Source organism: Bacillus sp. IT-79MI2 (assembly GCF_949768135.1).
GTDB lineage: Bacteria > Bacillota > Bacilli > Bacillales > Bacillaceae_G > Bacillus_A > Bacillus_A pseudomycoides.
Genome location: NZ_CATKPV010000048.1, coordinates 81,376 through 102,340 on the forward strand (window position 1 = coordinate 81,376; position 20,965 = coordinate 102,340).

General features: G+C 34.2%; 20 protein-coding genes and 4 pseudogenes. 23 read left to right on the plus strand and 1 reads right to left on the minus strand.

Features of this window, described 5'->3' with window-relative positions:
• The first annotated feature begins 182 nt into the window (after positions 1-182).
• The 23 genes and pseudogenes from ACM6HU_RS05690 to ACM6HU_RS05800 all read left to right on the plus strand — a co-directional run.
• Entirely contained in the window at positions 183-308 is a 126-nt protein-coding gene (locus ACM6HU_RS05690) for a hypothetical protein (protein WP_016115368.1), read from the plus strand.
• 339 nt (positions 309-647) lie between these two features.
• The gene (locus ACM6HU_RS05695; RefSeq protein ID WP_016115367.1) at positions 648-1,706 is read left to right on the plus strand and encodes an endonuclease/exonuclease/phosphatase family protein; all 1,059 of its coding nucleotides are present in this window, start codon (positions 648-650) and stop codon (positions 1,704-1,706) included.
• A 24-nt stretch (positions 1,707-1,730) separates the two neighbouring features.
• Positions 1,731-1,972, plus strand: a pseudogene (locus ACM6HU_RS05700) (chemotaxis protein); the annotation flags it as partial.
• Between the two features lie 737 nt (positions 1,973-2,709).
• Positions 2,710-3,054: a hypothetical protein gene (locus ACM6HU_RS05705; protein ID WP_414848069.1), complete on the plus strand. Its 345-nt coding sequence runs from the start codon at positions 2,710-2,712 to the stop codon at positions 3,052-3,054.
• 81 nt (positions 3,055-3,135) lie between these two features.
• Positions 3,136-3,483, plus strand: a complete 348-nt coding sequence (locus tag ACM6HU_RS05710; RefSeq protein WP_016115364.1) for a DUF2185 domain-containing protein — start codon at positions 3,136-3,138, stop codon at positions 3,481-3,483.
• Positions 3,484-3,627: 144 nt separating this feature from the next.
• A complete protein-coding gene (locus ACM6HU_RS05715; RefSeq protein ID WP_016115363.1) occupies positions 3,628-4,146 on the plus strand; it encodes a SecY-interacting protein Syd in 519 nt (172 codons plus the stop codon).
• A gap of 54 nt (positions 4,147-4,200) precedes the next feature.
• Positions 4,201-4,380, plus strand: coding sequence for a hypothetical protein (locus ACM6HU_RS05720; RefSeq protein ID WP_016115362.1), 180 nt, complete (start codon positions 4,201-4,203; stop codon positions 4,378-4,380).
• 156 nt (positions 4,381-4,536) lie between these two features.
• Positions 4,537-5,670, plus strand: a complete 1,134-nt coding sequence (locus ACM6HU_RS05725; protein ID WP_414848070.1) for an RNA-guided endonuclease InsQ/TnpB family protein — start codon at positions 4,537-4,539, stop codon at positions 5,668-5,670.
• Between the two features lie 17 nt (positions 5,671-5,687).
• Positions 5,688-6,212, plus strand: coding sequence for a hypothetical protein (locus ACM6HU_RS05730; protein ID WP_016115360.1), 525 nt, complete (start codon positions 5,688-5,690; stop codon positions 6,210-6,212).
• A 71-nt stretch (positions 6,213-6,283) separates the two neighbouring features.
• A complete protein-coding gene (locus ACM6HU_RS05735; protein WP_033671317.1) occupies positions 6,284-6,973 on the plus strand; it encodes a hypothetical protein in 690 nt (229 codons plus the stop codon).
• A 65-nt stretch (positions 6,974-7,038) separates the two neighbouring features.
• Positions 7,039-7,431 carry an immunity 22 family protein gene (locus ACM6HU_RS05740; protein WP_016115358.1) on the plus strand — a complete coding sequence of 131 codons (393 nt, stop codon included), beginning with the start codon at positions 7,039-7,041 and terminating at the stop codon, positions 7,429-7,431.
• A 21-nt stretch (positions 7,432-7,452) separates the two neighbouring features.
• Complete coding sequence (locus ACM6HU_RS05745; protein WP_016115357.1) at positions 7,453-8,169, plus strand: endonuclease V; 717 nt, start codon at positions 7,453-7,455, stop codon at positions 8,167-8,169.
• Between the two features lie 236 nt (positions 8,170-8,405).
• Complete coding sequence (locus ACM6HU_RS05750; protein ID WP_016115356.1) at positions 8,406-9,350, plus strand: ATP-binding protein; 945 nt, start codon at positions 8,406-8,408, stop codon at positions 9,348-9,350.
• Between the two features lie 25 nt (positions 9,351-9,375).
• Complete coding sequence (locus ACM6HU_RS05755; RefSeq protein WP_016115355.1) at positions 9,376-11,115, plus strand: tetratricopeptide repeat protein; 1,740 nt, start codon at positions 9,376-9,378, stop codon at positions 11,113-11,115.
• Between the two features lie 207 nt (positions 11,116-11,322).
• Positions 11,323-11,514, plus strand: a complete 192-nt coding sequence (locus ACM6HU_RS05760) for a DUF378 domain-containing protein (protein WP_016115354.1) — start codon at positions 11,323-11,325, stop codon at positions 11,512-11,514.
• Between the two features lie 207 nt (positions 11,515-11,721).
• Positions 11,722-12,804: a 3-phosphoserine/phosphohydroxythreonine transaminase gene (serC, locus tag ACM6HU_RS05765; protein ID WP_016115353.1), complete on the plus strand. Its 1,083-nt coding sequence runs from the start codon at positions 11,722-11,724 to the stop codon at positions 12,802-12,804.
• Between the two features lie 12 nt (positions 12,805-12,816).
• Positions 12,817-13,989, plus strand: a complete 1,173-nt coding sequence (locus ACM6HU_RS05770) for a phosphoglycerate dehydrogenase (protein ID WP_016115352.1) — start codon at positions 12,817-12,819, stop codon at positions 13,987-13,989.
• A gap of 13 nt (positions 13,990-14,002) precedes the next feature.
• The gene (locus tag ACM6HU_RS05775; RefSeq protein WP_016115351.1) at positions 14,003-15,250 is read left to right on the plus strand and encodes a DUF1015 domain-containing protein; all 1,248 of its coding nucleotides are present in this window, start codon (positions 14,003-14,005) and stop codon (positions 15,248-15,250) included.
• A 639-nt stretch (positions 15,251-15,889) separates the two neighbouring features.
• Complete coding sequence (locus ACM6HU_RS05780; RefSeq protein WP_077293979.1) at positions 15,890-16,567, plus strand: response regulator transcription factor; 678 nt, start codon at positions 15,890-15,892, stop codon at positions 16,565-16,567.
• A gap of 1 nt (position 16,568) precedes the next feature.
• Complete coding sequence (locus ACM6HU_RS05785; protein ID WP_016115349.1) at positions 16,569-17,945, plus strand: sensor histidine kinase; 1,377 nt, start codon at positions 16,569-16,571, stop codon at positions 17,943-17,945.
• 201 nt (positions 17,946-18,146) lie between these two features.
• Positions 18,147-18,587: pseudogene (locus ACM6HU_RS05790) on the plus strand (Tn3 family transposase); the annotation flags it as partial.
• Between the two features lie 841 nt (positions 18,588-19,428).
• The gene (locus ACM6HU_RS05795; RefSeq protein WP_016115347.1) at positions 19,429-20,118 is read left to right on the plus strand and encodes a hypothetical protein; all 690 of its coding nucleotides are present in this window, start codon (positions 19,429-19,431) and stop codon (positions 20,116-20,118) included.
• A gap of 243 nt (positions 20,119-20,361) precedes the next feature.
• A pseudogene (locus tag ACM6HU_RS05800) lies at positions 20,362-20,807 on the plus strand (hypothetical protein); the annotation flags it as partial.
• A gap of 85 nt (positions 20,808-20,892) precedes the next feature.
• On the opposite strand, the pseudogene ACM6HU_RS05805 reads toward ACM6HU_RS05800, so the two are convergent.
• Positions 20,893-20,965, minus strand: a pseudogene (locus ACM6HU_RS05805) (YaiI/YqxD family protein); the annotation flags it as partial.

The window sequence follows — 20,965 nt, forward strand, 5'->3', positions numbered from 1 at the left end:
TCTAGTTGAGCAGTTTAGTTGAAAAAGAAAATCAAATCGTATAGCATACAAAAAAGAAAGCAAACTAAAATCGTGGGTGCCGATAATGAAAAAATACTACTCCGCTATCTTTATATAGCGTATTTATTATAGTTGGCATCCTTGAAGGAATCACTAAATCATACTACAAGGGCGGTGAAAAAATGGCTAAAAATAAGAATAATCAATTGAAGAATAATAAAAATGTTCTACCAAAAGCAGATGTAGAATTTGCGGGAGAAAACGGACTTGAAAAAATAGCATTAAGAGCTCAAAAAAAATCAAAATAAGTAAACAATATGGGGCAATAAATCTGTCCCTCAAAATTAACCTGATGTTTTTTAGGGATACTAAAAGTAGATCGTCATAAGGCGGTCTTTTTATTGTTTTCCGACAGAAGACTCCTTTTTCAAAAATTAAACTCTGAAAGAGACTTTATTTATAGAACATTATCAAATCAATATAATTTCATATTAATTTGACCTCAAAAACGCTATTCTTTTTGTAGAAATAAACAGAAAGGAAGGCGTTTTTATTGTATATTTTAGAGTTACTTTATGTTTACGTTTAGAACATGTTAAAATAACCACGTATGCAAACTATAAAAAGAGAATAAGGGAGTCATGAGCTTGAAGAAGGCATTGAAAGGTTTATTATGGGGGACAGGCTCGATATTTGGTGCTTTCGCGGCATTTATTACGTATGTGGTAATTACGGATGTGAAGCATAAGGATGTTGAGAAGTTGAAGGTGGCAAATAATAACGAGCGCGTTCTTAAAGTTGGGGAAGAGTTTAAGGCGACAACGTTTAATATTGGCTACGGCGGTTTAGATAAGGATCAAGATTTCTTCTTAGACGGAGGGACGGGTTCGCGCTCTAGTAGTAAAGAGCAAACAGAAAAGAATATCAGCAATATGCTGTCTTTCTTACAAAAGGAAGATTCTGATTTTATTTTAGTGCAAGAGATGGATGAGAAGTCACTTCGTTCATTTGATGTGAATCAGTATAAGGCGTTTCAAGATGGACTGAAAGATCATGCGTCTACGTTTGGTTATAACTTTAATGCGCAGTGGGTGCCGGTGCCAATTAAGAAGCCGCACGGATATACGAACAGTGGACTTAGTTCGTTCTCAAAATATAAAGTAGAAGAAGTGACGAGATATCAGCTTCCTGGAAGAGAGATGTGGCTTCGTCAATTATTCGAATTAGATCGAGCGATTGTTGAGCATAAGGTTCCAGTTGATAACGGAAAATATTTACGAATGGTGAACGTTCATTTATCTGCATATGATAAGGGCGGAAACATTCGAAAGCAACAAGTTGAGTTTTTGAAAGAGTATATGAATAAGCATTACAAAAATGGCGATTATATCGTGCTTGGCGGAGACTGGAATCAGCTATTATCTGATGTGCAGTTAAAAGATCCGAAGTTTAAAGAAGAATGGCCAGAGTGGTTAGTACAGCTACCAGAAGATTTCACTGATGGTGGGTTCCAGTGGGCTGTTGATGATACTGTTTGGACAGTTCGTGATAATGTGAAGAGTTATGTCGAAGATGAGAACTTTGTTACGATTATCGATGGATTTTTAGTGTCTCCAAATGTGGAGATTGTGAGCGTACAAGGGCATGATTTGAAGTTTGAAAACAGTGATCATAACCCGGTTAGCGCAGTGTTGAAGTTAAAATAGTAGGGGAAGACAACGGAATGGTTCAAGAGAGAATGTGTGCAAGAAGAGTGTAAGCATATGTTGTCTGAAGTCTTATCCAATGTAAATAATCTCGGCTCGTTCATTCCATTAATGGATGAATGACAGAAATTGCAACGCATCAAGGAAACTTCCAAGTAAAGAAGACAAATATTGTCCAAGATGTGAAATATGCTTCGGATGTTATTCAAGAAACTTCCGCGGCAACAGAGGGAATATTAGCGAGTATAGAAGAAGAGATGCAATAATGGCTCTATTGAAACGTTTGATACTTTGAGCAGCTAGAGGGAATTTTAAGAAAGTAAAAGTGAAATGCTATCCTTTAAAAAAGAAGCCGCTGAAAAAGCAGGAATATCACGAATGACTCTCTATCGAAAAGCAAACTCAAATATATAAATCACGAACCTCGTTGACATCCAACGAGGTTTTACTTTTATTACTATCTACTTTGCGTGTGGTGTCAGCCTCGCTGGTACTCTCCCATCGCTATCAAGCTAAGATTTTACAGTACCCCCAAAACACAAATTTCATCTCAATTTTTTGTTTTATATGTTTCATTAAAAAAATGTTTTAGACTATAGAATAAAGTAGTAGACTGTTAAAAAATAGTTGTAGACTGAAAAGGTGTTTTCAATATGTGAAAACACCTTTTGCTAACATAGATTCCGCTATTGAGTAAGATAGTTCGCGATAAGAATGATAAAAAGTAAATAGCGCTCTACATATCAAAGTGTAAAGGTTCTCTATAATTTGAAAGAATACATACAGATCGAATAGGTGGTAAAACATTAACCTTAAAACCATAATAGGCGTTATAAGCAAATGCTGGAATGTTATAATTTAGGGGAATATAGTTTCATAGTTATACACATATAGAGGTGAGTATATGACGAATTGTTATTTTGAGTTTGTAATACATAAAGAGGCCCGTTTTCATAGGCTAAGAGAATTTTTTTACAAGCTTAAGGAAGAAAAAGAAAAGGAGATGATAAATTCTAGTGATTCTATGTGGCTAGATTATTTTGAAGAAGATGCATTAAAACAGTTTTGGTGGCCGACGGAAGAAGAATTACGTAACTACCAGATGTTATGGGAACAAACTCCCATAGAAAAACGTTTAACAGATCCTAAGCTTACGACCCCATGGGATTTTGAATCTATGATCGATGCGTTTGCTTGTGGGGAATATGAACTAATATCTTGTGAAAAGGTATCAAACAATATGGGAAGAATTGAATTTTATCCCTATGGATGGCCATATGGCGGGAGCGATGTGTTTAGAGCGTTGATTGAGTATAGTGGATTCAAAATTATCGATGAGAGCGTATAGGATTTACGATCTTTAAAGGTATAGTGATAGATATGGAATAGAATAAATCATAAAAAGAAACTACAGAAGGGATGAGAAAATATGTCCAATTACTTAAGGTCGGAATTTATCGAAAATGCAGGCGGCTGTATCGTATCGAAAAATATTTTAGATGGAAATGGAAAATTGAAATGGTTGGTTAGAGATGAATCTGTAAATAGTGTTGATAATGGATGGAGATTTTTTTCGGATATTGATGATGACGATTATGTAAACGATCCGAATAATTTAGTAGTATGCGATTTTAATACGGTAGCCCAAATTGAACCTGCTATTTTAGCGATTTATTTCTTTCCGGTCGGAAGTGATTTACAGTTAGTTGTAGAGGATGGAAAGCGTTATTTTGTTGATAATATAACGGAAGAAGTTGTAGATTTTTTGTATCATTAAAATAACATACATAACTAGAAAAGTATTTCATAGGGAAGCAAAAATTGGCTTCTATTAATAGTAAGATGAAATTTGATATAAGAAAAGGAATAATTTTTAGGTAGTGAATGAAGGAAAGAATAAATGGTTTGGGAGAAGTAAAAAATGAAAGAAGAAATGAAGCAGTATTTTCATATATTACTTAAAGAGTGGAAAGATTTTAATGATTCATTACCAAAATCTCCATGGATAGAAGAAGCAGATTCTTTTATATATGAAGGGGAACCAGATGCAGAGGAATACGTCTTCTGGAAGCCTATAGAAAAAGATGTGCTTCATGATTTTTCAGTTATAGAAAAGAAATTAGCAATACAATTACATCATTCGATTAAAGAATACTATAATTCTTACTGTTTTTTTGACTTAGCTGGAAGTTATTTAGAGTATAACCTGGAGCTAAATCCTGTTATACCGGGAATTGAACTCCGAGACTTTTATATCACTTTACAAGGCTATAAAAAATCGCACCATAATGAGTTAAAGAATATTCCTATAGGTATGGAGTGTAATGGGCTTTTAGTTGTTGTAGATAATGAAAATGGACAGGTGAAGATAGAAGATTATGAAAAAGGCAGTCTTGAAGTGATTAGTAATAGTTTAGCAGAACTTATTTCAATGCTCTAATGAAAGTATATAATATAGGGTTCAATTTGAAATATAAGTTAAGAGATAATGAATATGAGTAAATTATTATTAGAAAAAATAGAATTAGTCAAAGATATTTTAGGTGATGATTCATTTAGTTTGGTTATTGGTGAAATTGTGGAGGCAGAAAACCAAATAGATGAAAAATTAGAAGATAATATTTTAATAGTATTCCAACAGAAGTCCCCTTCCTCAAGCGCGTGCAGGACATAGTCCAGTGGTAGGGAGGGGATGAATGTTGGTCATGCACAGCACGAAGTTTTCGTTTCCTTTTTTGTAACTTCATGTATACTAGTAGTGAAGGGGAACGTATATTCGTTTATTTGTTTTTAGGAATTTGAAACACTACAATGAAAAAAGAGGAAGGTGATGAGAATGTTGCTGAGCCAAAAATATGAAATTTTCCCAACGAAAGTACAGAAAGAAATGTTAGAACGTTGGCTGCAATATTGTCGTCAAACCTATAACTCTGCTCTTTTAGATAAACAGAGAAAATATAAAGAAAATAAGCAATTGTATACACGTTCTGACATGCAAAAGCAACAAGTAATTGATAAGAAGAGATATTCTTTTCTGAAAGAAGTGCCATCACAGCCCTTACAAGAAGTATTTTTACGACTCAAAAAGGCATATGATGGCTTTTTGAGTGGGGATACAAACTATCCCAAATTGAAAACGTATAAAGACTATAATAGTCTCACTTTCCCTCAATTTGGATTCAAATCGAATGGGAAACACCGCTTTGCGATGTCATTTGCAGATAACGGAAATTTATATAACAAACAATTAGGAGAAATAGAGATTCATATGCATCGGCCGATAGAAGGAGCGATCAAACAGTTGATTCTGAAACGCCAATCGAAGAGATGGTACGCTATTTTTAGTGTCGAAAGACAAGTGGTACCTTCCTCTATTGTTATGGAAAATGCGATTGGTATAGATGTAGGACTTAATAAATACGCTGTTCTTTCCAATGGAGTGGTATTTGAAAATCCAAGGTTTCTGCTACAAAAAGAAAAACGACTGAGGAAAGCACAGCGTAACCTTTCGAAGAAAAAGAAGGACTCTGCGAACTATAAGAAGCAAGTAGAACGAATTCAGGTCCTTCATGAAAAGTTAGCGAATCAAAGAAAAGATTTTTTGCATAAATTAAGTTTTCACCTTACGCAAATGTATTCGGTGATTTGTATAGAGAATCTCGATATCCGAAGCATGGTTCGGAATCGAAACGTATCAAAGTCGATTTCTGATGCAGGCTGGGGCGCTTTTCGCAAGATGCTTATGTATAAGTGCGAAAAAATTGGAGGTCTTCTTGTGAAAGTAGATCCGGCATACACATCACAAGATTGCTCGAGCTGCGGGAATCGCGTGAAGAAATCCCTATCGATTCGGACACATATTTGTCCAACGTGTGGAACAGTATTAGATAGGGACCATAATGCAAGTCTAAACATTTTGTGCAAAGGGTTAGAACAATTACTTGTGAGAACGACAGAAGACTGAAACTGTAGGGCAAGGTTGTGTCCAAACAGTATAAACGACGCCTGTGGAGAGTATGTAAGTCTGCTTGGAAATCCCAAACAGCAGCACTCTATGAAACAGGAAGCCCCTTCTTCAAACAACTCGTAAGAGTGTTAAGGAGGGGTCATTCACAAGATTATTATTTTATTACAAGAAAATACAAAATATTGAATGGTGGAGTAATTACTATATACGGCCATCAAAAACTTGAAAGTATTCAGTTTTATGTGGAAGATATGCCAGATAGAGATGATAAATGGATTTGTATAGGGACAGTAGAAAAGTATCCATTATTTATTAATAAAATTGATGGAGAAGTATCTTGTTTGTTTGGAGATTTAATTGATCAAAATTTTGTTATTGAATCATACGGTGATTTTAGCAGTTTTTTAGAAAATTATTTTTTAGGGAGCCAATATATTGATATCGGCCTGTCTTTTGTTGAAGCGGGTGGAATAAGGAATTCCATTGGAAGTAAAGATGACGAGTGGTATAAACTGTTAGAATTGAATAGATTAGTTTAAAGGTATTACTTTGAATTTGGTGGTGAAAACTTTTTTACTTTAGAGAAGTAGAAATGAAAGGGGACGGCTATATGGAACCAAAACTTGCATTTTTAAGAAAATATAAAAGAAATGTAAAGCTTCAATCAATAGATAAAATAGATAATAAGGTCATACCTAGTATTTGGTATGAAATTTTTAAAGAATACGATAGCAGCAAGAGAATAAAAATGGTTTTAGAGATTTGGAGAACATACGTAGGGAAAGAATTAAGAAACACAATCTTATATTTGGAAGAGCACCTTTTCAATGTGGAGTTAATAGAAAATAACGGCATGTATTCGATGTTATACATACTGGAGACATCGGATGGTGAAATAGTGTATTATGAAGCAGGAAATCCTATGGATACATTTCATAATAAAGTACTAGAAGTTTCATGGGATAGAATTCCCATTTCAGTTCGAAAGTTTTATGAAAAAGTTCATAATGGTTTTTATTATTATGCGAGCGGTGCTATGGGATTAGTGCCTTTTGAATGTGTTACTTATTTTGATGATGATGAGTGGGGAATTATTGAAGAATTAGAGGAGAACTTACAAATTGATTTGAAAACAACTTTTGGATTTTTTAAAAGTGGAGCGGGCGGTTATGTAGCTATTGATTATAACAATTGCAAATATGATAAATCTACATTATGGTTTACAAACGATCAACCAAAATATAATGTTGATTTTTGGGATGTAGTAGATGAATGGATTGTGATTGGTTTTGAAGCGTAGTATGTAGAGGGTTTAAGAATTACTTTTGTGTACTGAGAAACTATATATGAATGGAGTTTGTATGCATGGAAAAAGAAGGTGTGGTCTCATTATGGCTAGGAAATATGGAATCTGAAGATTTTTTAGAGGATTATTTCAGTATAAAATATACAGATGATGGTGATTCCATACCATCACCATTTATAAAAGACTTTCATATTTGTATGTATGATATTGATGAGGACTTTATTGAAAAAGAATTTTATTTAAAGCGAAGTGATAATCTAGAAGCTTTATTAACCGGGTGTTCTTATGAAGAAGTTGTGATACCACAGATGAAAAGATTTGCTTCGAATACACTAGAGATGAAATACAACACGATTATTATGATATATAACTATGAATACAGCGGCGAAATAACAAATAAAAATGAAAATCTTTATGAAATGAAATACATAGGAGCTGTTTCGTATAAATGATAATAAAAAGGGGATGAGAACATGGAAGTTAGAGAAGTACATTCATTTAATCTGAATTCAGAAAAAGAATTTTCTGAAATTCAAGATAAATTGATACATAGAATTGAATTGAAAAATAACTTTCATCTAGAAAATGTAAGTTTAATAGCTGGAGTAGATTTAGCTTATTGGGAAAAAGATGATAAGCACTATGGAACTTGCTGTATTGTTGTTATTGATTATCATACGAAGAAGGAAGTGGAGAAGGTCTATAGTTATGGGGAGGTAACGGTACCGTATATACCAGGTTTTTTAGCATTCCGTGAGTTGCCTTTAGTAATAGAGGCAACTAAAAAGCTTACTTCAGATCCAGATATATTCATGTTCGATGGAAATGGTTATTTACACTATAAACATATGGGGATTGCGACACATGCTTCTTTTTTTCTACAAAAACCTACAATCGGTGTAGCGAAAAGTTATCTTAAGATTAAAGGTGTTGATTTTATCATGCCAGAGAATAAGGAGTTTGCTTTTAGTGATATTATGATTGATGACGAAGTATATGGGAGGACTCTGAGAACAAGAGAAAATGTAAAACCAATTTTTGTCTCTTGCGGAAATAATATAGATTTAGATACGAGTATTCAAATTGTATCGAATTTAATAGGGAAAGAAAGTAGATTACCAATTCCAGTAAGGTTGGCAGATTTAGAAACGCATAAGGTAAGAAGAGACAAGAGGGAAAATGATAGATGATAGGTATGTCTATGTAAAAAGGGATAGGAGGATGATCCCTTTTTTTTGTTATATTCGACGAAATACGACAACGCATAAAAACTTTATTTGCTATGATATTTTTTGGAATATTTCATTTTTATAATAATGAGTTGTATTAGCTATTCTTTATGGTGTTTTTGGAGAGATTCACTCTACAAACACCATGACAACATTAGTTAGAATCAAAGTGTTTATTTAGAGGGGAATGAATAAAAGTGAAAGACATGGAGAAATATCGCGAAAAAATTAAGGTGATTTCTTTTGATAGAGAACAAAATAGAATGGTGGAAGTGGAAGAAAATAAAATGATTTTCGCCGATGTTGGCGGAATGGAAGAGATTAAGAAGAAAATTAATATGGATTTTATTATGCCAATTAAAAATCCTGAATACTTTCAAGCGTTTGGTAAGAAAACAGGTGGAAGCTTATTATTTTATGGACCGCCTGGTTGCGGGAAGACATTTTTAGCACGTGCGGTAGCTGGGGAAATTGATGCGAATTTTATTCATTTGGAACTGCAAGCTATACTTTCTATGTGGACTGGTGAGTCTGAGAAAAATTTACATGAGATTTTTGAGGAAGCGCGGAGAACAAAGCCATGTATATTGTTTATTGATGAGTTAGATGCATTTGGAGGGAATAGACAAAAAATGGGTTCCCATCATCAGCGGACACTAGTAAATCAATTGCTAGTAGAAATGGATGGAAGTAATTCTTTTAATGAAGGAGTTTATATTATTGGTGCAACAAATACACCATGGTATATTGATCCTGCGTTACGTCGTCCAGGACGTTTTAATTCTCTTGTTTTTGTTGCACCACCGACTTATGAGGAACGATTAACAATATTAGATTTGAAAACAAAAGATAAGCCGAAAACAGAATTACAGCTTGACTTGGTCGCAAAGTATGCAGAGCATTTTTCGGGTGCCGATTTAACATATTTAGTTGAGGATGCGATTAATCAAGCGATTCAGCGTTCATTTGAAACAGGGCAATTACAACCTCTTTCAAATGAAGACTTGCTAGAAGCGATGAAAAAACGTCAGCCAACGACTTTAGATTGGTTTTCAACAGCGAAAAATTATGCGACATTTAGCGATGTGAATAAGGATTTTGATAAAGTGCTAGATTATATGAAAGAACACAGATTGAAATAGCAGGTAAGAAGCAGGGGATGAGGGAATGGAAGACAATTTTAGAAGGGTTTATTATTTGCTGAAACTTGGTGATGTTGAGCGTGCCAAAGAAGAAGCGGAACTTATGGTTAGGGAAGATCCAGAAGATGTTTATGGATATCTCAGCTTAAGCTATGTATATTTCTATGGGCTTCATGAAAGTGATATTGCAAGTGAATATATAGAAGAAGCACTTAAATTAGATCACTTAAATGAATTTGTTCTTTTAGCAGGATTAGATATTTTTACTGCGCAAAGTAATTTTACAAGATTAAGAGAAATAGCGGAAATTGGTATAAGAAACTATCCTGAAGAGGGATCATATTATTTCTATATGAGCGAAGCTGTCATGCATCTTGAAGGAATGAAAAATGTACTTGTTTACCTAGAAAAGGCGATGGAATTAGACCCTGAAAATGAAACGTATGTAGGCAGGTATGCTTATATCCTTTTGAAACATTTCCCAAAACGAAAAGAAGAGGGATTAAAGGCTGAAAAGCGTGCTTTAGAATTAAATCCAGAAAATATAACGAATCTTTTCTGTTTTGCAAGTATAGCGAAGGAGAAGAGGAATTTTAAAAAAGCAAGAATGCTAGCTGAAACTGCGATGAAACTAGATCCAAATGATGAGGGCGTTAGAGAAATTTATAAGGATATAATTGTAACGAAAAATAAATTTTGTGCTTTTACTATGGGATTTTCACAAATTTTAGAACGAGCTTTTTCTAAATTTTGCTCGTTATTTGGATTTGTATATAATTTGAATCGGTATGTGTATACTTTTTTAATTGTATTAAGTTTTATTGGATGGCTTATTCTTCCTATATATGTGATAGGTAGGTATGCAGGTATTATCTATTTTGTTGTTCTTGTGATGTGTCTTGTTTCTTCTATTATTAAAGGGAAGATATATAAAGAAGTTGGACTAGGTATGCCTTCGGATTGGAGAACGAATCTGCGCCGGAATCAATTTATTAGAGATCGAGAAATCTCTAAAATGAAACGTGATGTTGGGAAAGTAGAGCCTGTAAATATATCGACACAAAAGCTGTCACCAGAAGAGATTGAGTCGCAATTAGCAAGTTTTTGGGGAAAAGAAGCCGTGTTTGAAAAACAACAAGCCGAAGAAGTAGCGCCCACGGTTGCTCGGTCACAATTATCGTCTGAAGAGCATAAACAAATTCAATCGTATTCAGATATTAAATCTCCGCGTTATAATAAATGGGGAATCTGCTTAGTCATTATTTTCTCTTTTACTCTTATGTATCGTGCTGAAAAATTATACAACCTGTATCAGAGGGAAACTGGAAATACAACGCCACATATCAGCCAAGAAACAAAACAATCGATTGTTGAATATCAGGATAGAGCGCTCGAAGAACAAAAAGAAAAATTCAATAAGTATACGGTGGAATCTATTTTATATTCATTGAAAAGAAGTGATTTTAGTGAGAAATCACTTCAGCAATTTGTTGAGGAAGATTATGTTCCAGTTGTGATGGGAAAGGTTGGTCAACCTAGTGTCGAGAAATTAAAAAATGCACATCCAACTAAATTTTATAAAGAAGGAACAATTACATATGTATTATTGCAAGATGAGGAGGGCTCGTTTCTTTTAGAAATCCGAACAACAAAAATAAGTCACGTTTACGGTGAAAGTTGGGATAATAGTGAGCGAGAGATGCAGAGATACCATGAGTTAATTACGAAAATTGATACACAAGGTATTGCAGTAGGAACAAAATAAAATCATATAGGTTACATTGTTTATTTTTATATAACAAGTAAGGGGGACAAATGTCCTCCTCTTAGTTTTTGCTGAATGTTGAGGTAGGGATATTACTGCTCGTTAATGTGTGATAAATTTAATTGAAAAATAAGAAAGTTTTTTGATTTGTTACATATATTTTAGTGAAAGGCCTTTCACCATTTTATCACCTAGGGGGCAATCATAATGAAGTTTTTGTCTTACCTTACAGTAATTCTGGTGATTCTTGGCGGTTTGAATTGGTTGTTTGTTGCGCTGGATTATAATGTAGTTGAGAAATGGTTTGGTTCTACACCAGCTCTTGTGGATACCATTTATTGGCTCTTTGGTCTTTCTGCTCTTTATCAAATTTATGATCGGTTTTTTACGGACAATTAGCTCTTATAAATTTATGAATGGAGTGTTAAGCGAGATGAAATGCTTAACACTTTTTTGTATGTTTATAAAAGTAAATGCATCTGCAAACGGTTCCATTGCGTCTTGCATCCTAATAAAGCAAAACAAATTGACCGTATATTTTATATGGGTTATAATTCAGAAAGTTTAAAAAATAACGAATATAGAAACAGGGAGGTCATACGGTTGATGGAGAGAGTTTACAATTTTTCAGCAGGGCCATCTATACTCCCTTTGCCAGTTTTAGAAAAAGTGCAAAAGGAGCTTTTAAATTATAACGGGACAGGTATGTCTGTTATTGAAATGAGTCACCGATCTTCGCAGTTTCAAAGTATTATAGATGAAGCAAGTAGCTTGCTTCGTGAATTGATGCACATTCCTGAGAATTACGATGTTTTATTTTTACAAGGAGGAGCATCTTTACAGTTTTCAATGGTTCCGCTGAATTTAATGAATGAACATAAAAGAGCCGGATACGTACTTACAGGTTCATGGTCTAAGAAAGCCTTACAGGAGGCTCAGAAAACTGGTGAAGTAGAAGTTATTGCTTCATCGGAAGAAAATCATTTTTCAACGATTCCACATGTAGATGTTCCAATGATTCCGAAAGAACTAGATTATGTACATATAACAACGAATAACACGATTGAAGGAACGAAATATGTTGAGTTACCACAGTTAGAGAATATTCCGCTTATTGCTGATATGTCTTCGAATATTTTATCTGAAAAATACGATATAGAGAAATTTGGTTTCATTTATGCAGGAGCACAAAAGAATTTAGGACCAGCAGGACTAACGATTGCAATTATTAGAAAAGACTTAATTGGTAAAGCGGATACTTCTTGTCCGACAATGTTAAACTATGAAACTTACAGTAAAAATAATTCCTTATATAATACACCGCCATCCTTTAGTATTTATGTGACGAAGCTAGTATTAGAATGGTTAAAGGAGCAGGGCGGCGTATCCGCAATTGAAGAACAAAATAGAAAAAAAGCAGCGCTTCTATACGATTTCTTAGATGAATCAAAATTATTTACTTCACCGGTTGATCCTGCATATCGTTCGCTTATGAATATTCCATTTACAACACCATCCAATGATTTAAATGAGCAATTTTTACAAAAAGCTAAAACACTAGGGCTTGTTACATTAAAAGGACATCGTTCTGTTGGTGGTATGCGAGCTAGCATTTATAACGCAATGCCAGTGGAAGGCGTTCAACAATTAGTAGATTACATGAAGGATTTTGAGCTAGAGAATAGATAGGGAGATGGGGAAATGTTTCGCGTTCAAACATTAAATCAGATTGCTGAAAAAGGCTTGCAAATTTTTGGTGGAGAGCGATATGAGGTTGGAGAAGACTTAGAACATCCAGACGGTATACTACTTCGAAGCTTTTCCTTACATCAAGAAGAATTTTCAAAAGATTTAAAGGCAATTGCAAGAGCTGGAGCTGGTGTAAATAACATTCCTGTAGAACGTTGTACAGAAAGAGGGATTGTTGTTTTCAATACACCAGGGGCAAATGCGAATGCAGTGAAAGAGCTTATTCTTGCCAGTCTTATCATGTCATCACGTAATATTATAAGTGGGGTTAGTTGGACAACAGGATTAGAAGGTGAAGAAGTTCCGCAGCTTGTCGAAGCAGGGAAAAAACAATTCGTTGGTTCAGAGATAGCAGGAAAACGACTTGGTGTTATTGGACTTGGTGCCATTGGTGCTCTTGTCGCAAATGATGCATTATCTCTTGGTATGGATGTTGTTGGATACGATCCATATATATCTGTTGAAACAGCATGGCGCTTATCAACACACGTACAACGTGCATTTAGTTTAGATGAAATCTTTGCAACATGTGATTATATTACATTGCATATTCCACTGACAGATCAAACGAGAGGGATAATTGGAGAACATGCTGTGCAAACGATGAAAAAAGGTGTCCGTCTTTTTAACTTTTCAAGAGGAGAACTTGTGGATGAAGTTACGTTAGCAAAAGCTTTAGAAGAAGGAATTATTAATCATTACGTAACTGATTTTCCAAATGAAAATGTAATAAAAATGAAAAATGTAACGGCAACGCCCCATCTTGGAGCTTCAACGTATGAATCTGAAGAGAATTGTGCAGTTATGGCTGCTTGTCAATTACGAGACTATTTAGAAACAGGAAATATCCGTAATTCAGTAAATTATCCAAATGTGGAACTTCCTTATGTCGGAAAGAAACGAATTACAATTATGCATCAAAACGTTCCAAACATGGTGGGGCAAATTACAGGATGTTTAGCGGAACATCATATTAATATTGCTGATATGATAAACCGTAGTAAAGGCTCTTTTGCATATACAATGATTGATATCGATAATGGAATTGATGATATAATTAAAGAAAATGTAGTTGAAAACATAAAGAAAATCACAGGTGTAGTAGCTGTTCGAATGATTGTATAAAGGAGAGAGAGATTTGGCGACAATTCGACCATTCAGGGCAATTCGTCCAGTATCTGATAAAGCTGCACAAGTTGCAGCACTGCCGTATGATGTGTTAAATAGTGAAGAAGCAAGAGAAGTTGTAAAGGGAAACCCATATTCCTTTTTACATATTGATAAAGCTGAAATAGACTTAGATCCGGCTGTTTCACCATATGATAATAGCGTATATGAAAAGGCAAGTGAAAACCTACAACGTTTAATGCAAGAAGAAGTATTGATTCAAGATGAAGAGCCATGTCTTTATATTTATCAATTAACAATGCAAGGGCGAACACAGTCTGGGCTTGTCGTTTGTACATCAATCGACGAGTATACTGATAATACAATTAAAAAGCATGAGCGGACCCGTCATGAAAAAGAACAAGATCGCATTCGTCATGTTGATATATGTAATGCGAATACAGGTCCGATTTTTTCAACATATCGTGCGAAAGAAGACGTAACAAAGTTAATTGCAACTTGGCAAGAAAATCACACGCCAATTTATCAATTTACTACGGATGATGGTGTGGAGCATGTAATATGGAAAATCGCAGAAATTGATGCGATTTCTGCATTAGTAGAATCATTCGAAGAGATTCCTTCCTTATATATTGCAGATGGACATCATCGATCAGCATCTGCTGTGAAAGTTGGGTTAATGCGTAGGGAACAATATCCGAACTATACAGGAGAAGAAGAATTTAATTTCTTTTTATCTGTTTTATTCCCTCATGATGAACTATCAATTTGGGATTATAATCGTGTTGTGAAAGATTTAAATGGTTTATCACAGGACCAATTTTTACAGCAAATTTCACACTATTTTTATGTGGAAAAAGCTGATGTATCTCCATATAAACCAACTGAACCAAAATCATTTGGTATGTATTTGGATCAGGGGTGGTATAAACTAACTGTGAAAGAAGAAACATTTGATGCCCATGATGTTGTACAACGTTTAGATGTTTCTATTTTACAAGATCACTTATTGAGTCAAGTATTACAAATTCACGACCCACGTGCAGATAGCCGCATTGATTTTGTTGGTGGTATTCGAGGTTTAGAGGAACTAGAGCGCCTTGTAAATCGTGGTGATTATAAAGTAGCGTTTGCTTTATATCCTACATCAATGGAAGATTTATTAGCAATTGCCGATGCGGGGGAAGTTATGCCACCAAAGTCCACTTGGTTTGAACCGAAGCTTCGTAGCGGCCTTTTTATACATTCTTTAGAATAGAGAAAAGACAGCAGATCAAATTTAAGACATACAAATAGTAAGAGTAAAGATAGTAAGGATTGAATATCCCTACTATCTTTTTTAACTATAAGTACAAATTAAAGATCCATAGTAATAATTGACGACTTATGAAAATACGCTATACACTATTCTTTCTTCAACTAAGGGATAGGCTCTAAAGTACCGTAGTTGATTGAAATTCCTCTTCCAACCATAAAATAGTATGAACACATTCTATCCATTTTCATCTTCTATAGTGTAGTACCTGTGCTGTATGAATGGATAACAGGTAGTTATCTACAAAAACAACGTGATTTTTGTATTGATCTAATGGTTCTAGATGTGATGAAATTTATGAAATCGTAGCCATCCGTCATTTTGCATTGATGACCTTGGATTCCGTCTTGCTCGTTCTTTTTGACTCCTACAAAGAGGGAGGACAGCTTAACTAACGGAGTACTACAGGTGAATAAAAAAGAGCCTGTATCGAAAATTACTTGGTAATCGAAGGTGTAGGTTTTAATTTGTAATATTTATTAATATTTGTATATATTTAATTTTAAATGCGGGCTTTTTCTTGCAAAAAACACAATTGTTTCTTAATGTAATAGTGTAGAAGGATAAACAAGGAAGGATTTAATGAATATGATACATATTTTATTAGCGGATGATGACGGGCATATTAGAGAATTATTACATTACCACTTACAAAAGGAAGGCTATAAAGTTTTTGAAGCTGAGGATGGAAAGGTAGCGCAATCCATATTAGAAAAAGAAAATATTCACCTGGCCGTTGTCGATATCATGATGCCATTTATTGACGGATATACTTTGTGCGAAGAAATTAGAAAGTATCATGATATACCTGTTATTTTATTAACTGCTAAAGATCAATTGGTGGATAAAGAAAAAGGATTTATTTCAGGAACAGATGATTATATTGTAAAGCCATTCGAACCAGCGGAAGTTATTTTCCGTATGAAAGCTTTACTTCGTCGTTATCAAAAGCTGAGTGCGGACGTTATCACGCTTCACGGAACAACGATTGATAGAAAAAGCTTTGAGGTAAAATGTAATGACCAAACGATTTTACTTCCTTTAAAGGAATTTGAATTGTTATCACAACTTGCAGGGTATCCTGGAAGAACGTTTTCAAGAGAAGAGTTGATTGAACTTGTTTGGGGGATGGACTTTGAAGGAGATGAACGGACAGTCGATGTTCATATTAAACGTCTTCGAGATCGTTTTTCAAAACGAACAGATGATTTTCAAATTAAAACGGTACGTGGACTTGGTTATAAGTTGGAGCTGAAATAAGATGAAGTCACTTTATTCTAGATTTGCATTGATTACTATTGGGATTATGCTTCTTAGTAGCATCATTGGTTTTTTATTAACCAATGTTTATTATCAAGTAAAATTAAAACCGTATAATAGTGAAAAGATTTTACGTTACGCCGAGGAAGTAAAACATTTATATGAAAAACAGACTGAGGAAAATAAGGATGAGTATTTACATTCTATTGCGAAATTAGGTTATGAGATTTATGTAGTAGATGATCAAAAACAGGGGAAACGAATTGGAAATGCTTTTCGGACTATAAAGATTAGTGATGCTACCATTGACAAAGTCTTACAAGGGAAAACATACAATGGTGTTTCTACCTATCCAACTCGTCTATTTATAACAGGCTTTTTTGATAATGAATTAATTAATAGCGTAGGGGTTCCGCTGAAACATGGTGATAAGCAATATGCCTTATTTATTCGTCCTGATATTCAGCAACAATTCGGCGAAATGAGGATTTTCTTAGCGGTATTGCTTGGATTTATTGTTGTATTAAGTATCATTTTTATTGCAATCGCAGCGCGGTATATCGTTCGTCCGATTCGCATATTTACAAAAGCGACGCAAAAAATTGCGAATGGTGAATATGATATTGAATTAGAAGAAGGGCGAAAAGATGAGATTGGAACATTATCTACGAGTTTTAAAAAAATGATAAAAAGTATAAAAGAGTTAGATCAAATGAGACAAGAGTTTGTTTCTAACGTGTCTCATGAATTTCAATCTCCACTTTCCTCGATTCAAGGTTTTTCTAAAACTCTACAGTCAGAAAAGATGACAGAAGATGAAAGAAAACGTTATTTACAAATTATTGAGGGCGAAAGTAAGCGAATGTCTAGTTTATGTAAGCAGTTACTTACGCTTGCTTCTTTAGATAAAGAGGAAAAGGTTCTTCAAATAAAAGAATTTGATGTGCATAAACAAATGAAAGATGTCATTTTTATGTTGGAATGGAAATGGCGTGAAAAAGACATAGCGGTTGAATTTGACGTACCTAACATAAATGTAAGAGGCGATGAAAATTTACTTCATCAAGTGTGGACAAATATCTTTACAAATAGTATTAAGTTTACAGATAGTGGTGGAACGATTGGATTTGCTGTAGAAGAATTAGAAACGAGTGTAGTGATTTCAATCTCAGATAGCGGGATTGGTATGGGACAAGAAGAAGTAGGTCGGATTTTTGATCGATTTTATAAGGTGGATACAGCAAGGGCTCGTAATGTAGAAGGAAGTGGCTTAGGTTTATCCATTGTGAAGAAAATTGTTGAATTGCATCATGGAGAAATCTCAGTGGAGAGTGTAAAAGGAGAAGGTACGACGTTTCGAATTGAATTACCGAAATAATGAGAAGGACTGATTTGAAGAGGAAATCTTTAAATCAGTCTTTTTTTATAGGATAAAATGATAAAAATGCTAAAAGAAAATATGTAAATCATTTGAGGTAGATTGTTGGAAGTAGCCATTTGGAAAGGGGTACGTCATTTTCTATTATGTTTAGTATTGCTAGTTGTATATTACATAGAGCATGCGACACAAATTTCATAGGTAAATGCAAAACATGGTAGGGATCCAGGATTAAGTTTTTATACACATATCTGAGATCAATACGCCCCATTTTATGTACAAGTTATTAGTTCTTCAGAAGAAGCGCCCCATATTATTGATGGCCTACTGTATCATGAAACAGATTTAAAAATTGAAGAACATTATACGGATACAGCAGGCTTCGTAGATCACGTTTTTGCCATGTGTCATATGTTAGGATTTCGATTTGCTCCTAGAATTAAAACGTTTAGTAAAAATAAAATTTATACTTTTGGAAAGCCCGTAAATCAACCACATCTAGAATTTATGATTGGCGGAACAATTCATACAAAGAAAATAAGAGAAAATTGGGATGACTTATTACGATTAACTAGCTCTGTTCGTAATGGAACCGTCACAGCTTCTCTGATTCTCAAAAAGCTTGCGGCTATTGTAAAAGAAGAATTTGAGGATTTAAAAAGGGGTTTATTAAGGAATTAGTTATTGTGGGAAGCAAGGGTATAGTTCACTGTTGTAATGCAAGGTTTTTTCTTATTGAACTAAAGAACCAAGTTAGGCCAGTAAAGAATGTGAATAAGCTTATGTATAAATTGATTACGTTGAGGAGTAGAACCAAATGGGGATTAGAAAAGCGAAGGTTGAAGATGATTAACGAATCTGTATAAGAGTCATCTTACCATGATTATGAAGGAAGTAAAACGAACTTCAAAATATCAATCACGATCTAGAAAAAGTTAGAAAATATTTTAGCGTTTGTTTATCCCTTCTGAAAGAATAAGGAATTCTCTCAGAAGGGTTCAAAAGAAAAAACATTTACTTTATCAAAACTTAAAATCAAGAAAGAAGTCACCAAATCTTATTTAGTAGCTAATCCAAAAAAACATTTTGAATAAAGATTGATCATTTCAATAAAACCTATTCAACAAACGTTCCCATTTGTTTACCTTACATACGCGAATTACCAATAACTTCTGTTCCATATATTACATCTTGCAAACATTTTTTTTAAAGTTATACTTTTTATATCAACGAAGAAATTTGTATCACCAATCATAAAATTCGGCTATACCCTTGACTTAGGAGTTTGACAGGCTAAAATTCGGTCTGTTTTTTTGCTGCAACAAAGACATGTGCAATACTACTACATCTTGTGATAAAACAGATAAACATATTTTTTTATTAAAATTCTCCAATTATCTTATATTTTCATAGGGTGACTGAGTAGTTATCAGGAATATTTATATAAGCTACAAATTAGGATTGCGTTTCATAGGAGGTTTAAATGAAAAAAATATTGCCGGGAGCCATTTTATCTTATACCCAGTATGGATATTTAAAAATACCAAAAAATATTAAAAGCCAATGTCCGAATTGCGGTAAATCAAGTGAATTTACGTTGAAAGCAAATTTTTACCAAGTGAAAAAAAGAGGATTATTCGCAGAAGGGCTTTGTTCTGAATGTGAAAAACCATCAGAGTTTGTCATTATGTTTCATAATTGTTCAGATCAAATCAATGAAGTAGACATCTTTATGTATAATCCTTCAGATTCAAAAGATCCTTTACATCAACTCGAACACAACCAAAAAATCCCTATAGACCTTCTCAGATCATATCGCTCTACCTTAAATATCAGTCAGTCAAAAGATCATTCTGCTACTGCAGTAATGTCAAAACGAGTTCTTGAAGGTGTCCTCAAACATTTCCTTGGGGAGAAAACGAATGGGCAGTCTCTTTGCCAGCAATTCGAGCAATTTCCAAAACATGTTGATTTAACGAAACCGATCCAAAATATTGGCCACCTTGTTCATCCGGACAGTCCTTTTTATGAAATGCTTGAACTAAAGCAAGAAATTGACGATGAAATGATTGTTTTATTAACAGAATTATTGGAAGTCCTGGTCGAATATTTATTTATACTGCCTGAAAAAATCGAATTGATACATGATAAGATTGAACAGAAATTGAAATAGAAGTCGCACATATGACTATCCATTTGAGAGTAGGAATATTCCTTTCATATAAAGTGAAACTTCTATCAGTGATTTTTTCATCCCCACTGACGGAAGACCAGCTAATATACGAAAAAAAGAAGATAGCCACCTATATATGAGATGGCTATCTTCTTTTTTTGAACGAGCTTTTAAAAAGTCCATTATTATTTTAACGAAAAATATCTTTTGCTACCCAGCCGACTACACCATCTTTTTTTATGTGAGGTGCAAAAGATTAATGCTTGTAATATATCCCTGAGGATATATTACAAGCACTCTGGCAAGAGCATAAATTAAATGCAATGGACAATCCCTATGGAACATGTCATGCACGATTGAAAGGAGATTGTCCACATATGGAAGCGCCACCTTGTTTGACATGCAACAGTGGTAATCCTTGCAAAGGCTTGGCGATTGGATTTTCAGAGCTAGATATTGAAAAATATGAGTTGCACATTAAAACGACAACAAGGGCTGTAGAAGTAGCTAAACAACATAATCGTGAGGATATGGTTGAAAAACATGAACGAAATCTACATCGATATGTAAAGGTAAGAGGGGGAAGAAGTGTGAATACAATTTGTTCACAAGAGGAAATTATTGAAAAAGTAAAAGAGATTTTATGCAGTTGTATACCTAAACACATTCCTAAAGAACAACTTACGTGAGTGTAGTGTAAGGCTAAAAAAAGAACTGAAATACTTGTCACAATATTATTTTTCTAGGTTTTCCTTAAAAATGAACGGTTCATTTTTAAAGTGAAATCGCTCTTTTAAAAAGCTCCCTAAATTTCTCCCTATCTTCTGATGTAAATGGTTTTGGCCCC